The 17,566-nt window shown below is 67.8% G+C and carries 17 protein-coding genes; all 17 read right to left on the reverse strand.

Annotated features, from left to right (window positions below; genetic code table 11):
• Window positions 1-33 precede the first annotated feature (33 nt).
• The 17 genes from ACW179_RS20355 to ACW179_RS20435 all read right to left on the reverse strand — a co-directional run bounded on the left by ACW179_RS20355 (window position 34) and on the right by ACW179_RS20435 (window position 17,510).
• Entirely contained in the window at window positions 34-405 is a 372-nt protein-coding gene (locus ACW179_RS20355) for a type II toxin-antitoxin system RelE/ParE family toxin (protein WP_492061539.1), read from the reverse strand.
• On the reverse strand, window positions 402-671 hold the full coding sequence (locus ACW179_RS20360) for a type II toxin-antitoxin system ParD family antitoxin (RefSeq protein WP_492061541.1): 270 nt from the start codon (window positions 669-671) through the stop codon (window positions 402-404). The genes ACW179_RS20355 and ACW179_RS20360 overlap by 4 nt, the downstream gene beginning before the upstream one ends.
• A 60-nt stretch (window positions 672-731) precedes the next feature.
• Window positions 732-2,138: a sensor histidine kinase gene (locus ACW179_RS20365; RefSeq protein WP_492061544.1), complete on the reverse strand. Its 1,407-nt coding sequence runs from the start codon at window positions 2,136-2,138 to the stop codon at window positions 732-734.
• 3 nt (window positions 2,139-2,141) lie between these two features.
• On the reverse strand, window positions 2,142-2,456 hold the full coding sequence (locus ACW179_RS20370; protein WP_492061546.1) for a type II toxin-antitoxin system RelE/ParE family toxin: 315 nt from the start codon (window positions 2,454-2,456) through the stop codon (window positions 2,142-2,144).
• Window positions 2,456-2,677, reverse strand: coding sequence for a hypothetical protein (locus ACW179_RS20375; RefSeq protein ID WP_492061548.1), 222 nt, complete (start codon window positions 2,675-2,677; stop codon window positions 2,456-2,458). Before ACW179_RS20375 ends, ACW179_RS20370 begins: the two co-directional genes overlap by 1 nt.
• Window positions 2,678-2,710: 33 nt before the next feature.
• Window positions 2,711-3,382, reverse strand: coding sequence for a response regulator transcription factor (locus ACW179_RS20380; protein WP_492061550.1), 672 nt, complete (start codon window positions 3,380-3,382; stop codon window positions 2,711-2,713).
• Between the two features lie 193 nt (window positions 3,383-3,575).
• Window positions 3,576-5,147 carry a trypsin-like peptidase domain-containing protein gene (locus tag ACW179_RS20385; protein WP_492061552.1) on the reverse strand — a complete coding sequence of 524 codons (1,572 nt, stop codon included), beginning with the start codon at window positions 5,145-5,147 and terminating at the stop codon, window positions 3,576-3,578.
• A gap of 101 nt (window positions 5,148-5,248) precedes the next feature.
• Entirely contained in the window at window positions 5,249-5,773 is a 525-nt protein-coding gene (locus tag ACW179_RS20390; RefSeq protein ID WP_492061554.1) for a cytochrome c-type biogenesis protein, read from the reverse strand.
• Window positions 5,770-7,752 carry a heme lyase CcmF/NrfE family subunit gene (locus tag ACW179_RS20395; protein WP_492061557.1) on the reverse strand — a complete coding sequence of 661 codons (1,983 nt, stop codon included), beginning with the start codon at window positions 7,750-7,752 and terminating at the stop codon, window positions 5,770-5,772. Before ACW179_RS20395 ends, ACW179_RS20390 begins: the two co-directional genes overlap by 4 nt.
• A complete protein-coding gene (gene ccmE / locus ACW179_RS20400; protein WP_492061559.1) occupies window positions 7,749-8,246 on the reverse strand; it encodes a cytochrome c maturation protein CcmE in 498 nt (165 codons plus the stop codon). Before ccmE ends, ACW179_RS20395 begins: the two co-directional genes overlap by 4 nt.
• Window positions 8,243-9,376 carry a c-type cytochrome biogenesis protein CcmI gene (ccmI, locus tag ACW179_RS20405; protein WP_492061561.1) on the reverse strand — a complete coding sequence of 378 codons (1,134 nt, stop codon included), beginning with the start codon at window positions 9,374-9,376 and terminating at the stop codon, window positions 8,243-8,245. Before ccmI ends, ccmE begins: the two co-directional genes overlap by 4 nt.
• A gap of 60 nt (window positions 9,377-9,436) precedes the next feature.
• Window positions 9,437-10,771, reverse strand: coding sequence for a hypothetical protein (locus tag ACW179_RS20410; RefSeq protein ID WP_492061563.1), 1,335 nt, complete (start codon window positions 10,769-10,771; stop codon window positions 9,437-9,439).
• 340 nt (window positions 10,772-11,111) lie between these two features.
• Window positions 11,112-12,509, reverse strand: a complete 1,398-nt coding sequence (locus tag ACW179_RS20415) for an ATP-binding protein (protein ID WP_492064362.1) — start codon at window positions 12,507-12,509, stop codon at window positions 11,112-11,114.
• Window positions 12,510-12,525: 16 nt separating this feature from the next.
• Window positions 12,526-13,203, reverse strand: coding sequence for a response regulator transcription factor (locus tag ACW179_RS20420; RefSeq protein ID WP_492061565.1), 678 nt, complete (start codon window positions 13,201-13,203; stop codon window positions 12,526-12,528).
• 13 nt (window positions 13,204-13,216) lie between these two features.
• Window positions 13,217-13,534 carry a PepSY domain-containing protein gene (locus ACW179_RS20425; protein WP_492061567.1) on the reverse strand — a complete coding sequence of 106 codons (318 nt, stop codon included), beginning with the start codon at window positions 13,532-13,534 and terminating at the stop codon, window positions 13,217-13,219.
• Between the two features lie 101 nt (window positions 13,535-13,635).
• Entirely contained in the window at window positions 13,636-16,488 is a 2,853-nt protein-coding gene (locus tag ACW179_RS20430) for a hypothetical protein (RefSeq protein ID WP_492061569.1), read from the reverse strand.
• A 95-nt stretch (window positions 16,489-16,583) separates the two neighbouring features.
• Complete coding sequence (locus ACW179_RS20435) at window positions 16,584-17,510, reverse strand: DnaJ C-terminal domain-containing protein (RefSeq protein WP_492061570.1); 927 nt, start codon at window positions 17,508-17,510, stop codon at window positions 16,584-16,586.
• Between the last annotated feature and the right edge of the window lie 56 nt (window positions 17,511-17,566).

Consider the following 17,566-nt stretch of genomic DNA (forward strand, 5'->3'; position numbering starts at 1 on the left):
ATGGGCACGCCAGGAAAGCAGGCATCCACCACGTCAATCGAGGGCGCGACTGACATGACGCGCCAAATCCATGGCGTCGTGCAACAACCGCAGGACCAATACGGTCTCGGTATCAGGCAGTTCGTAGACCAGGAGGTGGCGCGGTGCCTTCACGCGCTCGCTGGGTGGCCTTACGCGATCTCGACTGAAGCGAAGATGGTAGGTGCGCGTTCGCTCCCCCAGTTCGGAACGCGCCAGGCTGCCCGGTCGCAGAGGGTCGGCAAGGATGTCCTCAAGCGCGAGATCGACAAGCGCTTCGTAGCGACGCCGGCTGACCGGTCCAAATCGTCGGGCGCTGCCGCTCAGCACGTCGACGATGTCGCTGCGCGCCAGAAAGGTGGGTTCCAGGTACCGTTGCAGGCTCAAGAGCCGGACGGCCTCAGGGTCGCCAGAAAAGCCTTGACCCCACCTGGCTCGATGCGAACGGTGCGCCCGTTTCGAGCGTCTTCTCGCCCCTGCTCTATGGCCTGGCGCAGGCGCTCCAGTTTCAGCTCATCCTCGCTCTGGCGCTGTTCGAGCAGACGCAAGCCTTCGCGCACCACCTCACTGGCGTTCTGAAAACGCCCGGACGCGACATTGGCATCAACAAAATCAGCAAGATGATCCGTCAGATTGACATTGCGCGGTGCCACGGTTGGTCCCCTCAAAAGGCCTATGACGCTAGCGCGATTGTCAATCCTTGCCAATGCCGCCTACTCCACCCGAGGCAACACCAACGCCACCCGCAGCCCTGGTCCGAAGCCGTTGTACTCGCCCGGCCCCTCGGCCAGTTCCAGGCGTCCGCCGTGCGAGGCGGCGACGGCCTGGACAAGCGACAGGCCCAGCCCTGCGCCCGGCTCGCTGCGGCTGTTTTCCAGCCGCACAAAGCGCTGGACGACCCGCGCGCGGTCCTCGTCGGGCACGCCGGGGCCGGTGTCGGTCACCGAAAACTCCAGCTCGCCCGAGGAGCGACGGCGCGCGCGCAGCATCACCGCCCCGCCGCTGGGCGTATATTTGATGGCATTGTCGAGGATGTTGGCCAGGGCCTGGGCGATGAACTCGCGATTGCCGCGGATATGCAGGGCCGGCGTGATCTCGGCCTTGAAATCCAGCCCCTTGTCCTCGCAGCCGGCCTCGTAAAGCTCGGCCATGTCGCTGGCCAGTTCGCTGGAGTCGAAGCTCTTTTGGTCGGGCGCCTGGCCGGCGGCCTGCAGCCGGGCGATGGCGAGCACGGCGTTGAAGGTCTTGAGCACGCCGTCAGCATCGACCAGGGCGGTCTCCAGCGCCGCCACCGGGTCACCCTTGCCGTTCTCGACGTCGATCAGCGCCACTTCCATCCGGGCGCGCAGGCGGGTCAGGGGCGAGCGCAGGTCGTGGGCGATGGCGTCGCCGGCATGACGCAGGCCGCCCATCAGCCGCTCGATGCGGTCGAGCATGTCGTTGAGGCCCTCGGCCAGTTCGTCATATTCGTCGCGCGCGCCGCGCACCTTGGCCCGGGCGTGCAGGTCGCCGGCCTGGACGGCGGTGACCAGGTCAACCAGTCCCTGCATGCTGCGCGAGACATTGCGGCTGATCAGAACCCCGCCGGCCAGGCCCAGGATGATGACCAGCGCCCCCGCGCCCCACAGGGCCCGGACGATCTTGCGGACATAGTCCTCGGAATCCTGCACGTCGGCGCCGACCATCAGCACCTCCTTGCCGTCCAGCTTCTCCAGCACGGCGCGGGTCGAGCGGCGGATCTCCGCGCCGTCGATATTTCGGTCGGTCAGCTTGAAGGTCACCCAGGTGGGGCCTGGCCCCTTGAAGTCATCGACCGGCAGGGCCTCGACCGATCCGGAGATCTTCTTGCCGCTGGCGTCCAGCAACAGATAGACGAACGGCCGCTCGCCGATGGCGCGCTCGATGATGGCCTGGTTGAGCGTGGCAACCCCGCCGACCCTATAGGTGGCCTCCAGGCTCTCCATCTCACGGCTGATCTCGGCGTCGGCGCGGCGGTTCACCTCGCCGGCGGTGGCGATATAGATATAGGCTAGGAATGCGCTGGCGGCCGCCGCGAACAGGGCCAGGAACAGCAGGGTCAGGCGGAACGGGGTCGTCCGCAAAAGGCGCGGCAGGCGCATGGTCTAACTCTTCTTGCCCAGCAGGGCGGCGAGGTCACGGCGGGTGTCGAGAATGCGGAGGACATGGATGCCTGCGCCGTCGGGAAGGGGGTCGTACACAATCAGCCACGGCGGAATACTGAAGCTGTAAGGCTCACCCTGGAAATCAATTCGACGTCGCCCGATCAGAGGTCGCGCGGCGAGCCGGGAGATTGTCCGGTCAAGCCGCAACAGAACGTCCCGCGCTCGAGCCCTTCCACTCTCGCCAGAAATCCAGGCTGCGAGCACTCTGAGGTCCCGCTGGGCGTCAGGAGATCGAACGACCGTCGGAGCCTGCATCAGCCTTTTTGGCTTTTCTCGAACTCGGCCTCGGCGTCGGCCAATATCGCCTCAATGTCCCAAGGCTCGGCCTTACCCTCCGCGAAATCCCGGCGCGCGCGGACGAGAGATGCGTTGATTTCGTCGCGATTGCGCGCGATCCAGGCCTCCATCTCGACCTCGGAAAGCTCCGGACCGAAAGGCTCTGCATCATCGGGAACGGGCTTCGTCAGCTTGTTCATGGCCCCTATCCTACCACGACGCCGCAGCGACGCCTACGGATCGAGCCGGTAGCCCGCCCCGCGCACAGTCTGCAGCATGGGCCGGTCAAAGCCCTTGTCGATCTTGCTGCGCAGGCGCGAGATGTGCACGTCGATGACGTTGGTCTGCGGATCGAAGTGGTATTCCCACACCTTCTCCAGCAGCATGGTGCGGGTCACCGACTGGCCGGCGTGGCGCATCATGAATTCCAGCAGCTGGAATTCGCGCGGCTGCAGGTCGATCTCCTTGCCAGCCCGGTGGACCGTGCGGTTGATCAGATTCATCTCGAGCTCGCCGACCTTCAGGGTCGTGGCGACGGCACCGGTTTCACGCCGGCGCGACAGCGCCTCGACCCGGGCCATCAGCTCGGGGAAGGCATAGGGCTTGACCAGATAGTCGTCGGCGCCGGCCTTGAGGCCCACCACGCGGTCGCTGACCTCGCCCATGGCCGACAGGAACAGCACGGGCGTGTTGTCACCCTCGCGGCGCAGGGTCTCGACGACCTCGACACCGTCCTTCTTGGGCATCATGCGGTCGACGATCAGTACGTCGAAGCCACCCTTGCCCGCTGCGATCAGGCCCGCCTCGCCGTCGGGCGCATGCTCGCACTGATAGCCGGCCTCGGTGAGCCCGTGGCTCATCGCGGCGGCGGCCTCGATATCATCTTCGATGATCAGAATGCGCATTATCCCGCCCCTTCATGCGTCCGTCATGCAGATACGCACCGACGTTCCACCGATTCGACCATCGGACGCGACACGTGGCCTCTGGATAGCGGCTTTGGGCACAACCGTACCTTAAACCTTGGACAGACTTCCAACGAAAAGCCCGCCCCGGTCAGACCGGGGCGGGCGGGTTCATTGCAGATCTGCGGGTAGATCAGGGAACGATATCGAGGGCCCGGATCACCGGAATACCCTGGCGCACAACCCTTGCCAGCACGCTGGGCCGGCCGGCCTTGCGCGCGGCGGCGATCGCCGCGCTGACGTCCGCCGAAGAGGTGACCGTCATGCCGTTGATGCCCGAAAGCACATCGCCCTTGGCCAGCCCCTTTTCAGCGGCATCAGAGTCTGCCTTGACGCCGGTGACCAGCAAACCCTTGAGGTCTGGATCGAGCTTGTAGGTCGAACGGGCGGCAGCGTCGATCGGAGCGAGGCTGAGACCCAAGGCTTCGAACTTCTGCGTCTGGGGCTTTTCCGGCGACGGCTTGGCACCGCCCTCAGCGTTTTCATCGCCGATACCCAGCGAGTCTTCAGACGGACGCACGCCCGACTTGACCTCGATGGTTCGGGGCTTGCCGCCCCGCAGCACCGACAGCTTGATCGGCTCACCCGGCCTGGTCTTGGCCACTTCGCGGGTCAGTTCCGAGCCGGTCTTGACGGCCACGCCGTTGACGGCGGTGACAATGTCCTCGGGCAGCAGGCCCGCCTTCTGGCCCGGCGCGCCGGCTACCAGTTCGGCGATGATCACGCCCTTGACGTCCGGCAGGCCCAGGGCCGCCGCCATATCGGCATCGAAGTCCTGGATGTTGGCACCGATATAGCCGCGCACCACCTTGCCGCCGGCGATCAGTTGCTTGGCGGTCGCCTCGGCCACATCAGCCGGGATCGCGAAGCCGATGCCGACCGAACCGCCCGTGGGCGAGAAGATCGCGGTGTTCACGCCGATGACCCGGCCATAGATGTCGAACGACGGACCGCCCGAATTGCCCCGGTTGATGGGGGCATCGATCTGGATGTAGTCGACGAAACGCGACGAGCTGTCGCCCAGATCGCGATTATAGGCCGAGATGATGCCCGCCGTGGCGGTGCCGCCCAGGCCGAACGGGTTGCCGATCGTGATCACCCAGTCGCCGACGCGCGGCTTGGCCTGGTTCTCGAAGTTCACATAGGGGAAGTCGGCGCCCTTGGCCTTGGGATCGGTCACCTTCAGCACGGCGAGGTCGGTGCCCTCGTCACGGCCCACCACGGTGGCCTTCAGCTCGCGACCGTCCTTCATGACCACCTTGATCTCGTCGGCGTCGGCCACGACGTGGTTGTTGGTCACCAGATAGCCGTCGGCCGAGATGAAGAAGCCCGAGCCCGAGGACTGCTGCTTGGGCGCAGCGGGCGCGTCATTGTCCTCGCCTTCGGCACCCGGCTTCTGGCCGCGCGGCACGATATCGAAGCCTTCCAGGCCTGGAATGCGCAGACGCGGCGAGGCGGCCGCCTTGGAGATCACTTCGATCTGGACGACGGCCGGGGAGACCTTCTCGAAGATGTCGGCGAACGACATCGGCGCGCCGGGAGGCGGCGCGAAATTGGCGACCGGTGCCATGGCTGCGTGGGCGGCGGCCGGCGCTTCAGCCGCGTCCGCGCCACCCATCCGCATGCCCGCGCCCGCCAGAGCCGCAGCAGCGACGCCTGCGCCCGCAACAGCGCCCAAAATGAAACCCGACTTCCTAGCGGTCATCTCTTGTCTTTCCTCACCCGCGGCGCCCGGCGCCGGGACCTGTCCGTGCAGAACCTAGTCCTGATGGCGTAACGCGCAATGGTTCCTGAAACATCTTTGCATCACGCCGGAGGTGCTTCTTGCGGCCGCTTTTCGGCGCAATCGTGTCCGTCGCCCTCTAGCAGCGCGGCCAACCGCGCCTCTTCTTCGGCTGAAAGCGCCTCCGCCTCGCCCGGCAGGTCCTCACCATCCACCTTCCGGCGGCGCAGCAGGGCCACCATCAGGCCACCGCCGACCAGCAAAAGGCCCGCCGGTGCCAGCCAAAGCGCTGCGTTTCCCAACGAAAACGGCGGCTTCAGCAGCACGAACTCGCCATAACGGGCCACCAGGAACGTGCGAACCTCGCGATCGCTGCGGCCCTGGGCGATCTCCTGGCGGACGATTCGCCGCAGATCCCCGGCCAGTTCGGCCTGCGAATCGTCGATCGACTCGTTCTGGCAGACCAGGCAGCGCACCTCGCGAAACAGGGTGCGAGCGCGGGCTTCCTGAGCGGGATCGGGCAGTCGCTCGGATGGCTCGGAAGCAGCGGCCATGCAGGCCACGGCGGCCAGGGTGACGAGAAGGATCCTGATCTGCGCGCCGCTCACGCCTTGGTCTCCGAAGCCCGCCGCCCCACACCCAGCCGCAGACGCCGGTCCGACAGCGACACCGCGCCGCCCAGGGCCATCAGCAGCGGACCCAGGAAGATCAGCCGCACCCAGGGATTGACGTAGCCGCGCACCAGCCAGGCCGGCTTGCCGCCCTCGCCCGCCCGGCGCTCGCCCATCACCAGATACAGATCATCCAGGCCCTTGGGGCAGATGTGAACCTCGGAGGTGGTCTGGCCGCCGGTCGGATAGAAGCGACGCTCCGGCTGGGCCATGCAGACCAGGCGGCCGGCCTTGTCGGTGATCGATACTTTGCCGCGCTCGGCCAGATAGTTGGGGCCTTCCACCGTGCCGACATCGGTCAGGGTCAGCTCATAGGCGCCCAGCTTGAAGGATTGGCCAAGGCTCAGCGCCTGGGCCTGTTCAACACGCCAGGCGGTTTCGAACGAGGCCCCCAACACGAAGACGCCCATGCCGGCATGGGCCAGGGTGGTGCCCCAGGCACCGCGCGGCAGGCCGGTGGCCCGGCGCCAGCTTTGGGCCAGAGGAACACGAAAGGCCTTTACGCGCTCGGCCAGCTCGGTCAGGGCTCCGCCGATCAGCCAGAAGCCCAGGGCGACGCCGGCGCTGGCCAGCGCCTTGCGCGGCGTGACAAGGGCGTAGGCCACAAGGCCCAGCAGGGCGGCGACGGCCAGGGCGATCCACAGGCGGCGCATCACGGCAGAAGCGTCGCCGCGCTTCCAGGCCAGCAGCGGTCCCGCCGGCAATATGGCCAGGGCCAGCAGCATGACGGGCGTGAAGGTGAGATTGAAGAACGGCGGCCCCACCGACACCGCCTCGCCGTCGATGGCCTCGCGGATCAGGGGATACAGCGTACCCAGCAGGACGGTCGCCGTGGCCGTCGACAGCACGATGTTGTTGAGCACAATGGCGCTCTCGCGGCTGACCGGGGCGAACAGGCCACCCGAGTTCAGGGCCGGGGCGCGCAGGGCGAACAGCAGGAACCCTGCCCCCGCCGCGATGCCCATCATGATCAGCAACAGCACGCCGCGCGTCGGATCGACGGCAAAGGCGTGGACGCTGGTCAGCACGCCCGAGCGCACCAGGAACGCGCCCAACAGGGAGAAGGTGAAGGCCGCCAGGCCGAGAAACAGCGTCCAACCGGGGAGAGCGCCGCGCTTTTCCATGACGATGGCCGAGTGCAGCAGGGCCGCCCCGATCAGCCAGGGCATGAACGAGGCGTTCTCGACCGGGTCCCAGAACCACCAGCCGCCCCAACCCAGCTCGTAATAGGCCCAGAAGGCGCCCAGCGTGATGCCGACGGTCAACAGGCTCCAGGCCGCCAGGGTCCAGGGCCGCACCCAGCGCGCCCAGGCCGCGTCGATGCGACCATCGATCAGCGCGCCCATGGCCAGGCTATAGACCACCGAAAAGCCGACATAGCCGGCGTAGAGGAACGGCGGATGCACCGCCAGGGCCCAGTCCTGCAGCAGCGGATTGAGCGAGCGACCCTCGACCGGCGGATCGACCAGCCGGGCCATCGGGTTGGACGCAAACACCGTATAGGCCAGGAACATGATCCCCAGCGCGCCCTGCACGGCCACCGCATAGGCTCGCAGGCGCGGCGGCAGGCTGGCGCCGAACAGAGCCATGGCCGCGCCATAGCCGGTCAGGACCAGGCACCACAGCAGCATCGAGCCCTCATGACTGCCCCAGGCCCCGGCCACCTTGAACAGCATCGGCTTGGCGGTGTGGGAATTGGCCGCGACATTGGCGACCGAGAAATCCGAGGTCACGAAGGCGTAGACCAGGGCCGCAAAGGCCGCCGCCACGCAGACGAAGGTCGCCACCGCCGCGCCGCGTCCCGCCCCGGCCAGTATGGTCGAGCAACGCGCGCCGCCCACGGCCGACAGGCCGCTCTGCAGGACCGACAGCACCAGCGCCAGGACCAGGGCGAAGGCGCCCAGTTCGACGATCATGGCTTGGATCCCTTGGGCGCATAATAGGCGGGCACGCCGGCGCCCTGCCCGCGCCACTCGCCCTGTTCTTTCAGGGCCTTGGACACTTCGCGCGGCATGTAGCGCTCGTCGTGCTTGGCCAGCACCTGGGTGGCGATGAAGAGGCCGTTTCCGTCGAACGACCCCTGCGCCACGATGCCCTGCCCCTCGCGGAACAGGTCGGGCAGGTCGCCGTGGAACTTGATCCGGGCGGTGGACTTGTGGTCGGCGACCACGAACTCGACATCGCCGCCGGGGTGCTTGACCACGCTGCCCACCTGCACCAGGCCGCCCAGCTGCACCTTGCGCCCGGCCGGCACCTTGGCCTCCTGGGCCTGGGCGGGGGTGTAGAACAGCGAGATAGCGTCGCGCATGCCGTACAGCGCCAGGCCGACCGCCAGGGCCAGCACCGGCGCGATGGCCAGCAGGATGGTCAGACGGCGACGCGCCTTGCGCGACTTGGGCCAGAAACTCATGGCCGTGTTTTCTCTTGCTGAGCAGGATTTGCGGGGGCGGCCTTGGCCTGTGGCGGCGTCTGGGCGGCCTGACGCAGGGCGGCGATCACCTTGGGCTGGTCGCCATAGCGCTGACTGGCGGATGCCAGGGCGGCGTCACGCTTGGCGGTATCGCCCAGGACGGCATAGGCCCGCACCAGCCGCACCCAGCCATCGGGATCGTCGGGGGTGGTTTTCAGCCGCGCGGCCAGTCCGTCCACCATGCCGGCGATCATGCCCTGCACCTGGTCGGTCTGGCCCGGATCGGCGACAGGCGCGGGAATTCCGCCGGCCTGCTGCACGGCGACGATCTCGCGTTCCAGGGCGATGCGGCCCTGATCGTCGGCAGGCAGGCCGGCGGCGAGGGCGCGCCAGTCGGCGAGTCCCCCCGCGACATCGCCCTCGGCGATACGGCCCCGGGCCAGGTGATAGCGCGGGCTCGGTGCCGCAGGGTCAATCTTCAGGGCCTCGCCGAAGGCCAGCCGCGCGTCGGGCCCGACCTGGCCCTCGCCCTCGGACACGAAGACCTCGCCCAGGGCGGTCCACAGGTCAGCGCGACGCGGTGCCAGGCGCACCGCGCGGCGCAGGGCCTGCTCGGCGCCCGCCAGATCGCCCGAGGCGGCGCGAGCCAGGGCCAGATGCTTGAGGGGCTCGGGATCACCCGCCCGTTCGGCGGCAATGGTCTCCAACACGGCAGCGATGCGCGGCGGATCCAGGGCGGATGGATCGGTGGCGCGCCATTCGGCCACCCGGCGGGCATAGGGCTGATCGCTCATGCCGGGCGCGCCGAGAGCGACATAGGCACCTAGGGCGACCAGCGGTGCCAGGGCTGCGGCCAGCAGGGCGACACGGCGCGGACCCGCACCCTCGACGGGCCAGTCCCGGGCGGCGTCGGCATCAGCCAGGAGGCGGCGACCGGCCTCTGCCCGTGCCGCCTTGCGCTCGGGTTCGTCCAGCAGGCCATCCTGCGCCAGGCGGTCGATCTCGCTCAGCTGGCGACGATGGGCGTCGAGTTGCGGCGCGCCGCTTGCGCCGGCTTTCGCCGCCTCGCGCAACACCAGCGCGCCAGCCGCAGCCGACAAACCGGCCGCCGAGATCCAGAATGCGATCATGATCGCCTGTTAGCCGGGAATGCGTCCGGCCGTTAGCAAAAAAAGCGCTTAAGGGGGTCGTTAGGCTGCGATAGCCGCAGCGGCGCGTCGACGGACGATTTCGGCTGTCTTGTCGTCGCGGGTAAAGGCGATCAGGTCGGCGGCGACATCCAGATACTGCTGGGCGATCACAGGGTCGCCACCCTCGCCCGTACGGGCAGCGTACAGAACGTCCTCGATATACTGATCAAGGCGGGTGTTTAGTTTTTCCAGGGCCTTGGTGCGCGTGTTGCCATAGCCGGCCTGGGCCGCGCAGGGGCGCAGGTCCGCGATGAAGGCCAGGGCGGAGGTTGCGCGGCGGACGCGGCGCTCATCCGGCGGGCTTTCCAGCTTGGCGACACCCTTGCCGCCCTTGCCCGCCAGAATCGAGATCGGGCGCGTCGGGAGGGCGTCGGCCAGTTCCTTGTCGGCGGCGGCCATGCGGATGTCGGCGGCCTGGGCCATGGCCTGCTTGAACTTGACCACCCGCTTGCCCCAGGGGCCATCCTTGGCGATGTTGACCGACTGCTCGAACTCGGTGATCTGCATGGCCACGCGCTGGGCGGCCAGGGCGGCCTCACGACCCAGCTTCTCACCCTTGTCGAAGTCGAAGTCGCGGATCAGGGCGATCGAGGTCTCGATATCGGTCAGCACCTGCTCGCCGAACGCGCCGGCCTCCGAGCTGGCCAGATAGCGGTCATTGGGACGGTCCATTACGGCCGAGATGATCCGCAGGATGCGCCAGTCTTCCGGCAACTGGGCGGCCATCATGTCGAACAGGATCGGGCCGGCGTCGTCGCGAATGAGGCACGCGTCGCGATAGGCCAGGCGCGCGGCGGCGGCGCTTTCGCCGCTCATCCGGCTGACCCAGTCCGACAGGCGGGGCAAGGTGGAGCGCACGATGGCAGAGAGGGATAGGCAACCCGCCAGGGCTTCGCAATCGGCCATCTCGCGCAGGGGTTCGAAAGCCTCCTGGGCCGGATCTCGAAGACCCAGCATGGCGATATGGCAAAGCTGATCGAAAACTTCCGGGGAGCCGTTCTCCAGGTCCCAGGGATTGCACTTGGAAGAGGCTTCCTCGACACGCTGCGGCGCGGCGACCTTCAGCGCCTTCCAGAGGCGCGGCAGGGTCACGGCCGGAAAACTGATCTGGCCGACCTTGGTGCGCGCGGCGCATAGCGGAACTATGGGGGCCAAAACGTTGTTGCGGACGAAACGCTCGGTGGTTTCGATCTCGACCAGGCCACGCACCTGGGCCAATCCGCCGACCTCGCCCACGCCCGACAGTGCCAGCTCAAGACTGCGCAGGGCTGCGTCAGGCGCGGTTTGCACCAGCGTCCGGACAATCTGCAACTTGTGAGCGGCTATGGCTGCCATGGTTCTCCGCCGGATCGAAAGACCGACAGCGTCAACCATGTTGCCAACGAGGTTAAGACTTTCCGAAACCGGACCAAAAACATTTCGGAAAACGCTGGATTGCCAAAAGCTGAAACACCATGGCCAGCAAAGATTTAACCCAATCCGCAGAAGGGAGCGCTACCACACTTGTCGCGACATCAGGTCGCGCGGGTGCTGCCGGCAGGATCGGGAGAGCCTCTGGCGAGTATTCTGACCTGACAACGCCACCAGCGAAGGAGGAAATGACTATCAATCAGATATCTAGAGCACTTCCAATCCGATGGCCGTTCCACGCCCATCAAAGTCCGGGACTGAACATCTAGCCATGGGCGCGCGGCAGGTCCAGCAGGACCCGCAAACCGCCCAGGGGTGATTCACCAAGCGTGACCGACCCGCCATAGGCCCGGGCCAGTTCGTCAACGATTGACAGGCCAAGGCCCGAACCCGGCGTGTGCTCGTCCATCCGCTGGCCGCGCTTGAGGGCGTCGCCCCAGCGGTCGGGCGGCAGGCCGGGGCCATCATCGTCGACCACCAGCGTCCAGCGCGCCTCGCCGACCGGCGTCGCCACCGCACGGATCTTGCCCCTGCACCACTTGCCGGCGTTTTCCATGACGTTACCCGCCAGTTCCATCAGGTCCTGCTTTTCGCCCTGGAAACACAGGTCCTCGGGGCAGCGCCAGTCGATCTCGACGCCCCGCCCTTCCGACTTGTCCTGGAATATCCGCTCAAGCGTAACCGCCAGCTCGTCGAGTATCGGCTCGACCGGCGTGCGCTCGCCGCTGGTCTGGGAGCGGGCGGCGGCACGGGCCCGGCGCAGATGGTGGTCAACCTGCTCGCGCATCACGTCGGCCTGACGCGACACCACTTCGGCCAGCGCGCCAGGCTGCTGGCCGGCTTCGGTGATCATCACCGACAGCGGGGTCTTCAGGGCGTGGGCCAGGTTGCCCACATGGGTACGCTGGCGCTCGACGACCTCCTGGTTGTGGGCCAGCAGGGCGTTCAGCTCGACCGCCAGAGGCTCCAGTTCGTCGGGATAGGTGCGGGTCAGGCGCTCGGCCCGGCCGCGCCGCACGGACGCCACTTCGCGCCGCAACTGGAACAGCGGCGCCAGGCCCACCTGCACCTGCACCACCACCGCCAGGATCAGGCCGCCGCCCAGCAGCAGCAGGGCCACGGCGGTGATCCGGCCAAAACGCGCGGCGTCGGCATCGATGGGCGAGCGGTCCTCGGCGGCTATGAACACCACCGGATCGGCATAGCCCGGCAGGCGGGCCAGCAGGGCGGCAGCGCGCAGCGGCTTGTCCTGCGGACCGCGCATGTCGAAAAACAGGGTCTTGCCCGGGGCGGCGTCCAGGCGGTCCACCGCGTCGGAGGCCACCATCAGGTCACTGTCGAACAGTGACCGCGAGCGCTCGATGACTTTCAGGGCCCCACTGGGCGCACGGTGCGAGATCGTCCAGTAGCGGCCCGAATAGGTGCGGGTGGCGCGGATATCGGTCAGGAACGGCGCCTTCAGCACCCCGTCCTCCACCGTCGAGCCCGCATAGAGGTCGTCGGTCAGCACCGCCAGGCTCTGGTCGAACCGGCGAATGGCGGCGTCGCGGAACTGGGCGGTCAGGAACAGGCCGGCCACGACCAGCACCACGATGTTCCAGGCGGCGGCCAGCAGCACCAGCCGCCGGACAAGCGAAGGGCGGCGCAGGTCGATCATGACCAGACCCTCGCCCGGATCGTCACTCGGTCGCCTCGCCCTCCAGCGCGGTCAGACGATAGCCCAGGCCGCGCACCGTCTCGATGCGGTCGCTGCCCAGCTTCTTGCGCAGCCGGCCGATGAACACCTCGATGGTGTTGGAGTCGCGGTCGAAGTCCTGATCGTACAGGTGCTCGACCAGCTCGGTGCGGCCGATCACCCTTCCCTGATGCATGATCATGTAGTGCAGCAGGCGGTATTCCAGCGAGGTCAGGCGCAGGGGCTCGCCATTGACGCTGGCCCGGGCGGCGCGCGGATCAAGGCGCAGCGCGCCGCAGGAGAGCGACGGCGCCGCATGGCCGGCCGAGCGGCGCAGCAGGGCGCGCAGGCGGGCCAGCAGCTCCTCGGTATGGAAGGGCTTGGCCAGATAGTCGTCAGCCCCGGCATCGAAGCCGGCGACCTTGTCGCTCCAGGCGGCGCGGGCGGTGAGGATCAGCACCGGCGTGGCGATATTGCCCCGGCGCCAGCGCTCCAGCACCGACACGCCGTCCACCTTGGGCAGACCCAGGTCGAGGATCACCGCGTCATAGGGCTCGGTCTCGCCCAGGAACTGGGCCTCTTCGCCGTCCGGCGCGTGGTCGACGGCATAGCCGGCATCGGCCAGGGCAAGCTTCAGCTGGCGCGACAGGTCGGGATCGTCCTCGACGAGCAGAATACGCATGAGGGGCCCTCGGTTAGTTGGCGCTGAGGATCTGGCCGGTCTCGGCGTCGACGATGAAGTCGATGCGGCGGCCGTCGGCGGTGGCCCAGCGAACACGATAGTTGCGGCCCTCCAGGCCGGCGTCCAGCACCCGGCCGGGCGTACGGCGGGCGATCTGTTCGATCACCTTGGCCAGCGGCACCAGACGGCCCGACTGCACGCCGCCACGCGCCTGGTCCGACTGCGCGCGCCAGTTGGCCCCCAGCGAGTCCGTGTCACGCTGCGCCGACGCCACGCCCGGCAGGGCGGCGGCGAGGACAGCGGCGACGAAAAGGGCACGGATCGGTTTCATATGCTCAGGTCTAGAGGGCTGCGGCTGAATGGAGACTGAACAACGCGCTTATGGACGGGGCGTGTCGTTCTGTCACGGGGCGAGCGCCTGATCGGGGGACATCAGCCCTCAAACGACTGGGTGAGGTCAATGTCACCTTCATCTTGAGAGCCCGCCTGTTCGCCGGTCGGAGCGCCGGACGTGATATCGCGACGCCTGAGCCCTCCCGCCTTTCGGAGCGCCGCCTCAAGCGCCGGGCGCTCGTAGGCGATCGCGACGTCGAGGGCCGTGCGACCGTCCGGGTCGATCTGGTTGATGTCGACACCAGGGGCCTCCACAAGCACCTTGACGCTGTCGGCGTTGAAGCACCCTGCGGCCAGCCCGTGCAGTGGAGGCCAGCGGCTGAACTCGGAGACGGGATACTTCAACGGCAGGCCGGATCGAACCAGAAGCCGGCCGGTCGAGGGCTTGCAGGGATTACCGAGGCTGGACCATTTGGACCAGATTACCTCGGGTGCCTTTACGCGCGACGGATCGAAGCCGCTCTTGATCATCAAGCTCAGAACATCGTCATAGCCGCTGTAGGTCGCGCTGGCGAAGGCCGGCTCAAGTGATGCCGCGCCTTTGGTGCGGACCAGTTCGGCGATGACAAGCGCCATCGCCGCCAGCTTTCCGGCGCCGGGACTACTGGGCAGACCCGAGGTATCGAAGTTCTGCGATGGGTTGCTGAACGACGGCAGTCCGGGCGGAGGATTGCCCAGGCCGCCCAGCTCGAAGAGCGCGCCCTCGGGGGCCGGGACGCCAGCGTCGATCAGAAGGCGCAGGCTCCGCGCGTCGCCCCGCAGGGCGACCGCCGCCACGGGCGAGGGTCTGGGCACATCGGCGACCGCATAGTCATCGCCGGGGCGCCCGCCGGAAAGGTCTGGCTGATGCTTCCCCTGATAATAGTCGGACGCCTCACGACCGCCGATACCGTTATCCGGGTCCGCGCCACGAGAAAGCAAAGCCTCAAGCATCGCCGCGTCGCCATAACGGGCGGCCGCAGACACGAGGGTGGGCTTGGCCTGCTCCCGAACCTCCGCAATCCCCGCAACCCTCGCGGCGAAGCCTGCGGAGTCGCCGGCCCGCAGCGCGGCGGCAAGGCCGGCCCGGCTTTCCGCCGCGACCTCGATACAGGCCTTCAGGCCGGCCTCATCGCCTCTTTTGGCGGCTTCAAGGCAAGCGGGCAGCCTGGCGGGCGACAAGAAGTTCAGGTCCGCACCGTAGTCGATCAGCAGCGCCAGCGCCTCGTCCTTCCGCGCCTTGGCGGCGGCGCGCCAGAGATCCGCCTCGACCGACGATCGCGCCGCCCGGGAACCCCGCCCCTGCACATAGACACGCACCAGATCCTTGCGCCCCTGGCTGTAAAGCAGCTCGAGGATCTTCGCGGCCCCGTCCGGTGTCTTGCCGACATTCGGCAGCAAGCGCGCGATCATGCGACCATCGCGGGCCTTCAGCGCGCCGATCAATACGGCATTCAGCTCTCCCATCCCGTCAAGGCCGCCCGACAGCGTCCCTGTGCGAGGGTCGAGTTGCGGATCAAGCCTGCCCAGCGCCGCCTGCTCATCCAGCTGATCGAACTGCCCCTTGGCAGCGAGCAGACCAGCCCAGCTGCAACCGCGATTGGGCGCGGCCTCTCCGGGCCCATAGACATCCCAAAGCCCAAAGCGGCAAAGCCCCGTGCCGCCTCGCATGGTCGCGCCCTTGTCGAGCATGGCCCTGGCGAGCTTGAAGCGATCGGCGGCGAGGGCCAGGGCCAGGGGGCCGGGCTGGCCCGGGCTGTCGGCATGGAGATCGGGGTCAGCGCCTCGAGCCAGCAGGGCAAGCGCCATCGGCTCGTCGTCGCGCAGCATGGCCCATTCCAGAGCCGTCGCGCCGAAGAGATCCCGGGCGTTGACGTCTGCCGAAGGATCCAGCGCGGCCAGCACGGCGAGATCGCCCGACCGCGCCGCCTCGGCCGCCGTTTGCGGAGCTCGCCTGAACGCCTTGTCGCGACGGACACCCCGCTCCGAACAGATGTCGGGAAACGGAAAGGCCGGATCAGTGACGATGCGGCGGTTATAGGCGGCGATGAAGCCCAGGGCCGCCTGGGCATGTTCCGCGTCTCCGCCACGCACATAGTCCTGGCCGACATGCCAGCGGCTGATCATGGCCCGTGTCCAGCGTTGGCAGGTGACCCCCGGCAGACTCCAGCCCTGCGGAACAGGACCGATGAAATTGGAGCCGCCCAGCCTGAAGTCGCCGCTCGCGGCCGCAGCGGCCGCCTCAGCCACCGGATCGCGCCGGTTCAGGCGCTCGACCCGGGCACTCAGAACGCTGCAACGGCGGTCGTCAGCATCGCAAACCGGAAACGGCCAGGCCCGCCACGGCTGGGCCAGGCTCCAGGACCTGACGAGGAGCGCAAAAAATTCGGTGCCACACGCCGCGCCCGGCGCGCCATCCTCGGAAGCGCCGATCGCCGGTTCGGCCTCATCCAGAAAAGTCTCGTCGGCAGCTTCGAGTGCGGACGGCCCCCCTGCAACGGCGCTTTGTAGCGCCGAAATGCACTCATCGACCTGGCGGGCCAAGCTCGGCCCGAGGCTGGGTTGGGGAACATAGATCATCGACACGCGTCCCGGCGCGCCGTTGAGACCCGCAATATAGGTCGTGATCGGCATTGACGGGCGCGGGGTCATGGCCGCCGCCCGTGACAACCGCGCCGCTTCGGTATCCAGCCGAACCCCGCGAAGCCCGTATTGCTGAAGAATCGACAGAGCGAACTGGGCGTGAAAATCGCCCGAGACCGCCTTGGCCTCCAGTTCTGGAACCTTCGTCGACAGGGCCGTGAACAACGGCGTGACCGCCGGTGTGTAAGACTTTTTGCCTGCGGCCCAGGCCGAGCTGCCGCTGAAAGCCGCCACTGCGGCGATCGTCGCCAAAAGCTGCCCAGGTCTCATATGCCCGCCCCCGCCAGACCAAACGCGAATGGCGCGGCAAGTCTACAAGCTCTGATTGCGCCGCCAAGCAAAAGCAGGCCGGCACAGCCCGGAATCTACTTCCGCTTGGGCGTGTAAGGCTTCTGCTCGCGCCAGGCCTGGGCGAACTTTTCCAGGTCGGGGTCGATGGTGTCGGGCAGGGTCACCACCAGCCGGGCCAGCAGATCGCCGCGCTTGCCCTTGGCGTCGGCCAGGCCCCGGCCCTTCAGGCGCAGGGTGGCGCCGCTGTTGCTGCCCTTGGGCACGCCCAGCATCACCGGACCGTCGGGCGTGGGGGCCTCGATCTTGCCGCCCAGCACCGCGTCGGGCACCGAGACCGGCAGGTCCATGACCAGGGTCTCGCCCTCGCGGCGATAGATGGCGTGGGGCTTGATGGCCAGTTCGATCAGGGCGTCGCCGGCCCCGGCGCGCCCCGGACTGCCCTGCCCCTTCAGGCGCAGGGTCTGGCCTTCCTGGGCACCCGCCGGGATGGTCACGTCGATGGTGCGGCCGTCCGAGAAGGCGACGCGCTTCTTGCCGCCACGGATGGCCTCTTCCAGGTCGATGTCGAGCCTGGCCTTGATGTCGGCGCCGCGCGGCGAGAAGCCGCCGGCCCCGCCGCCGAACCCGCCCTGGCTGCGCGCCCCGCGCCCCAGGATGTCGCCGAACAGGTCATTCAGATCGATCTCGGGCCCATCGCCGCCGCGCGAGGAAAAGCCGCCCCGGCCGCCGCCGAACGGATTGCCGCCGCCCGCCCCGCCGAAGCCGCGCGAGGTCTCGCGCCCGTCAGCGTCAATCTCGCCGGCGTCGAACTTCTTCTTCTTCTCGACGTCGCCCAGGATGTCGAAGGCGGCGCTGACCTGCTTGAAGCGCTCCTCGGCCGGCTTGTCGCCGGGATTGGTGTCGGGGTGAAACTGCTTGGCCAGTTTGCGAAACGCCTTGCGGATCTCATCCGCGCTGGCGGACCGGGAAACACCAAGTTCCAGATAGGGATCGCGCGCCAAGGAACAGCCTCTGGAGAGTTAAGGTCTGGGTCTGAAGGATAGCCCGCCCTCACTTA

The sequence above is a fragment of the Caulobacter sp. AVps18 genome (genome assembly GCF_058681425.1).

Bases quoted from the DNA above. Each gene is read 5' to 3' on its own strand.
- ACW179_RS20365 (WP_492061544.1), bottom strand. From the start codon at position 2,138: ATGCGCCTGCCGCGCCTTTTGCGGACGACCCCGTTCCGCCTGACCCTG.
- ACW179_RS20370 (WP_492061546.1), bottom strand. From the start codon at position 2,456: ATGCAGGCTCCGACGGTCGTTCGATCTCCTGACGCCCAGCGGGACCTC.
- ACW179_RS20375 (WP_492061548.1), bottom strand. From the start codon at position 2,677: ATGAACAAGCTGACGAAGCCCGTTCCCGATGATGCAGAGCCTTTCGGT.
- ACW179_RS20380 (WP_492061550.1), bottom strand. From the start codon at position 3,382: ATGCGCATTCTGATCATCGAAGATGATATCGAGGCCGCCGCCGCGATG.
- ACW179_RS20385 (WP_492061552.1), bottom strand. From the start codon at position 5,147: ATGACCGCTAGGAAGTCGGGTTTCATTTTGGGCGCTGTTGCGGGCGCA.
- ACW179_RS20395 (WP_492061557.1), bottom strand. From the start codon at position 7,752: ATGATCGTCGAACTGGGCGCCTTCGCCCTGGTCCTGGCGCTGGTGCTG.
- ccmE (WP_492061559.1), bottom strand. From the start codon at position 8,246: ATGAGTTTCTGGCCCAAGTCGCGCAAGGCGCGTCGCCGTCTGACCATC.
- ccmI (WP_492061561.1), bottom strand. From the start codon at position 9,376: ATGATCGCATTCTGGATCTCGGCGGCCGGTTTGTCGGCTGCGGCTGGC.
- ACW179_RS20410 (WP_492061563.1), bottom strand. From the start codon at position 10,771: ATGGCAGCCATAGCCGCTCACAAGTTGCAGATTGTCCGGACGCTGGTG.
- ACW179_RS20420 (WP_492061565.1), bottom strand. From the start codon at position 13,203: ATGCGTATTCTGCTCGTCGAGGACGATCCCGACCTGTCGCGCCAGCTG.
- ACW179_RS20425 (WP_492061567.1), bottom strand. From the start codon at position 13,534: ATGAAACCGATCCGTGCCCTTTTCGTCGCCGCTGTCCTCGCCGCCGCC.
- ACW179_RS20430 (WP_492061569.1), bottom strand. From the start codon at position 16,488: ATGAGACCTGGGCAGCTTTTGGCGACGATCGCCGCAGTGGCGGCTTTC.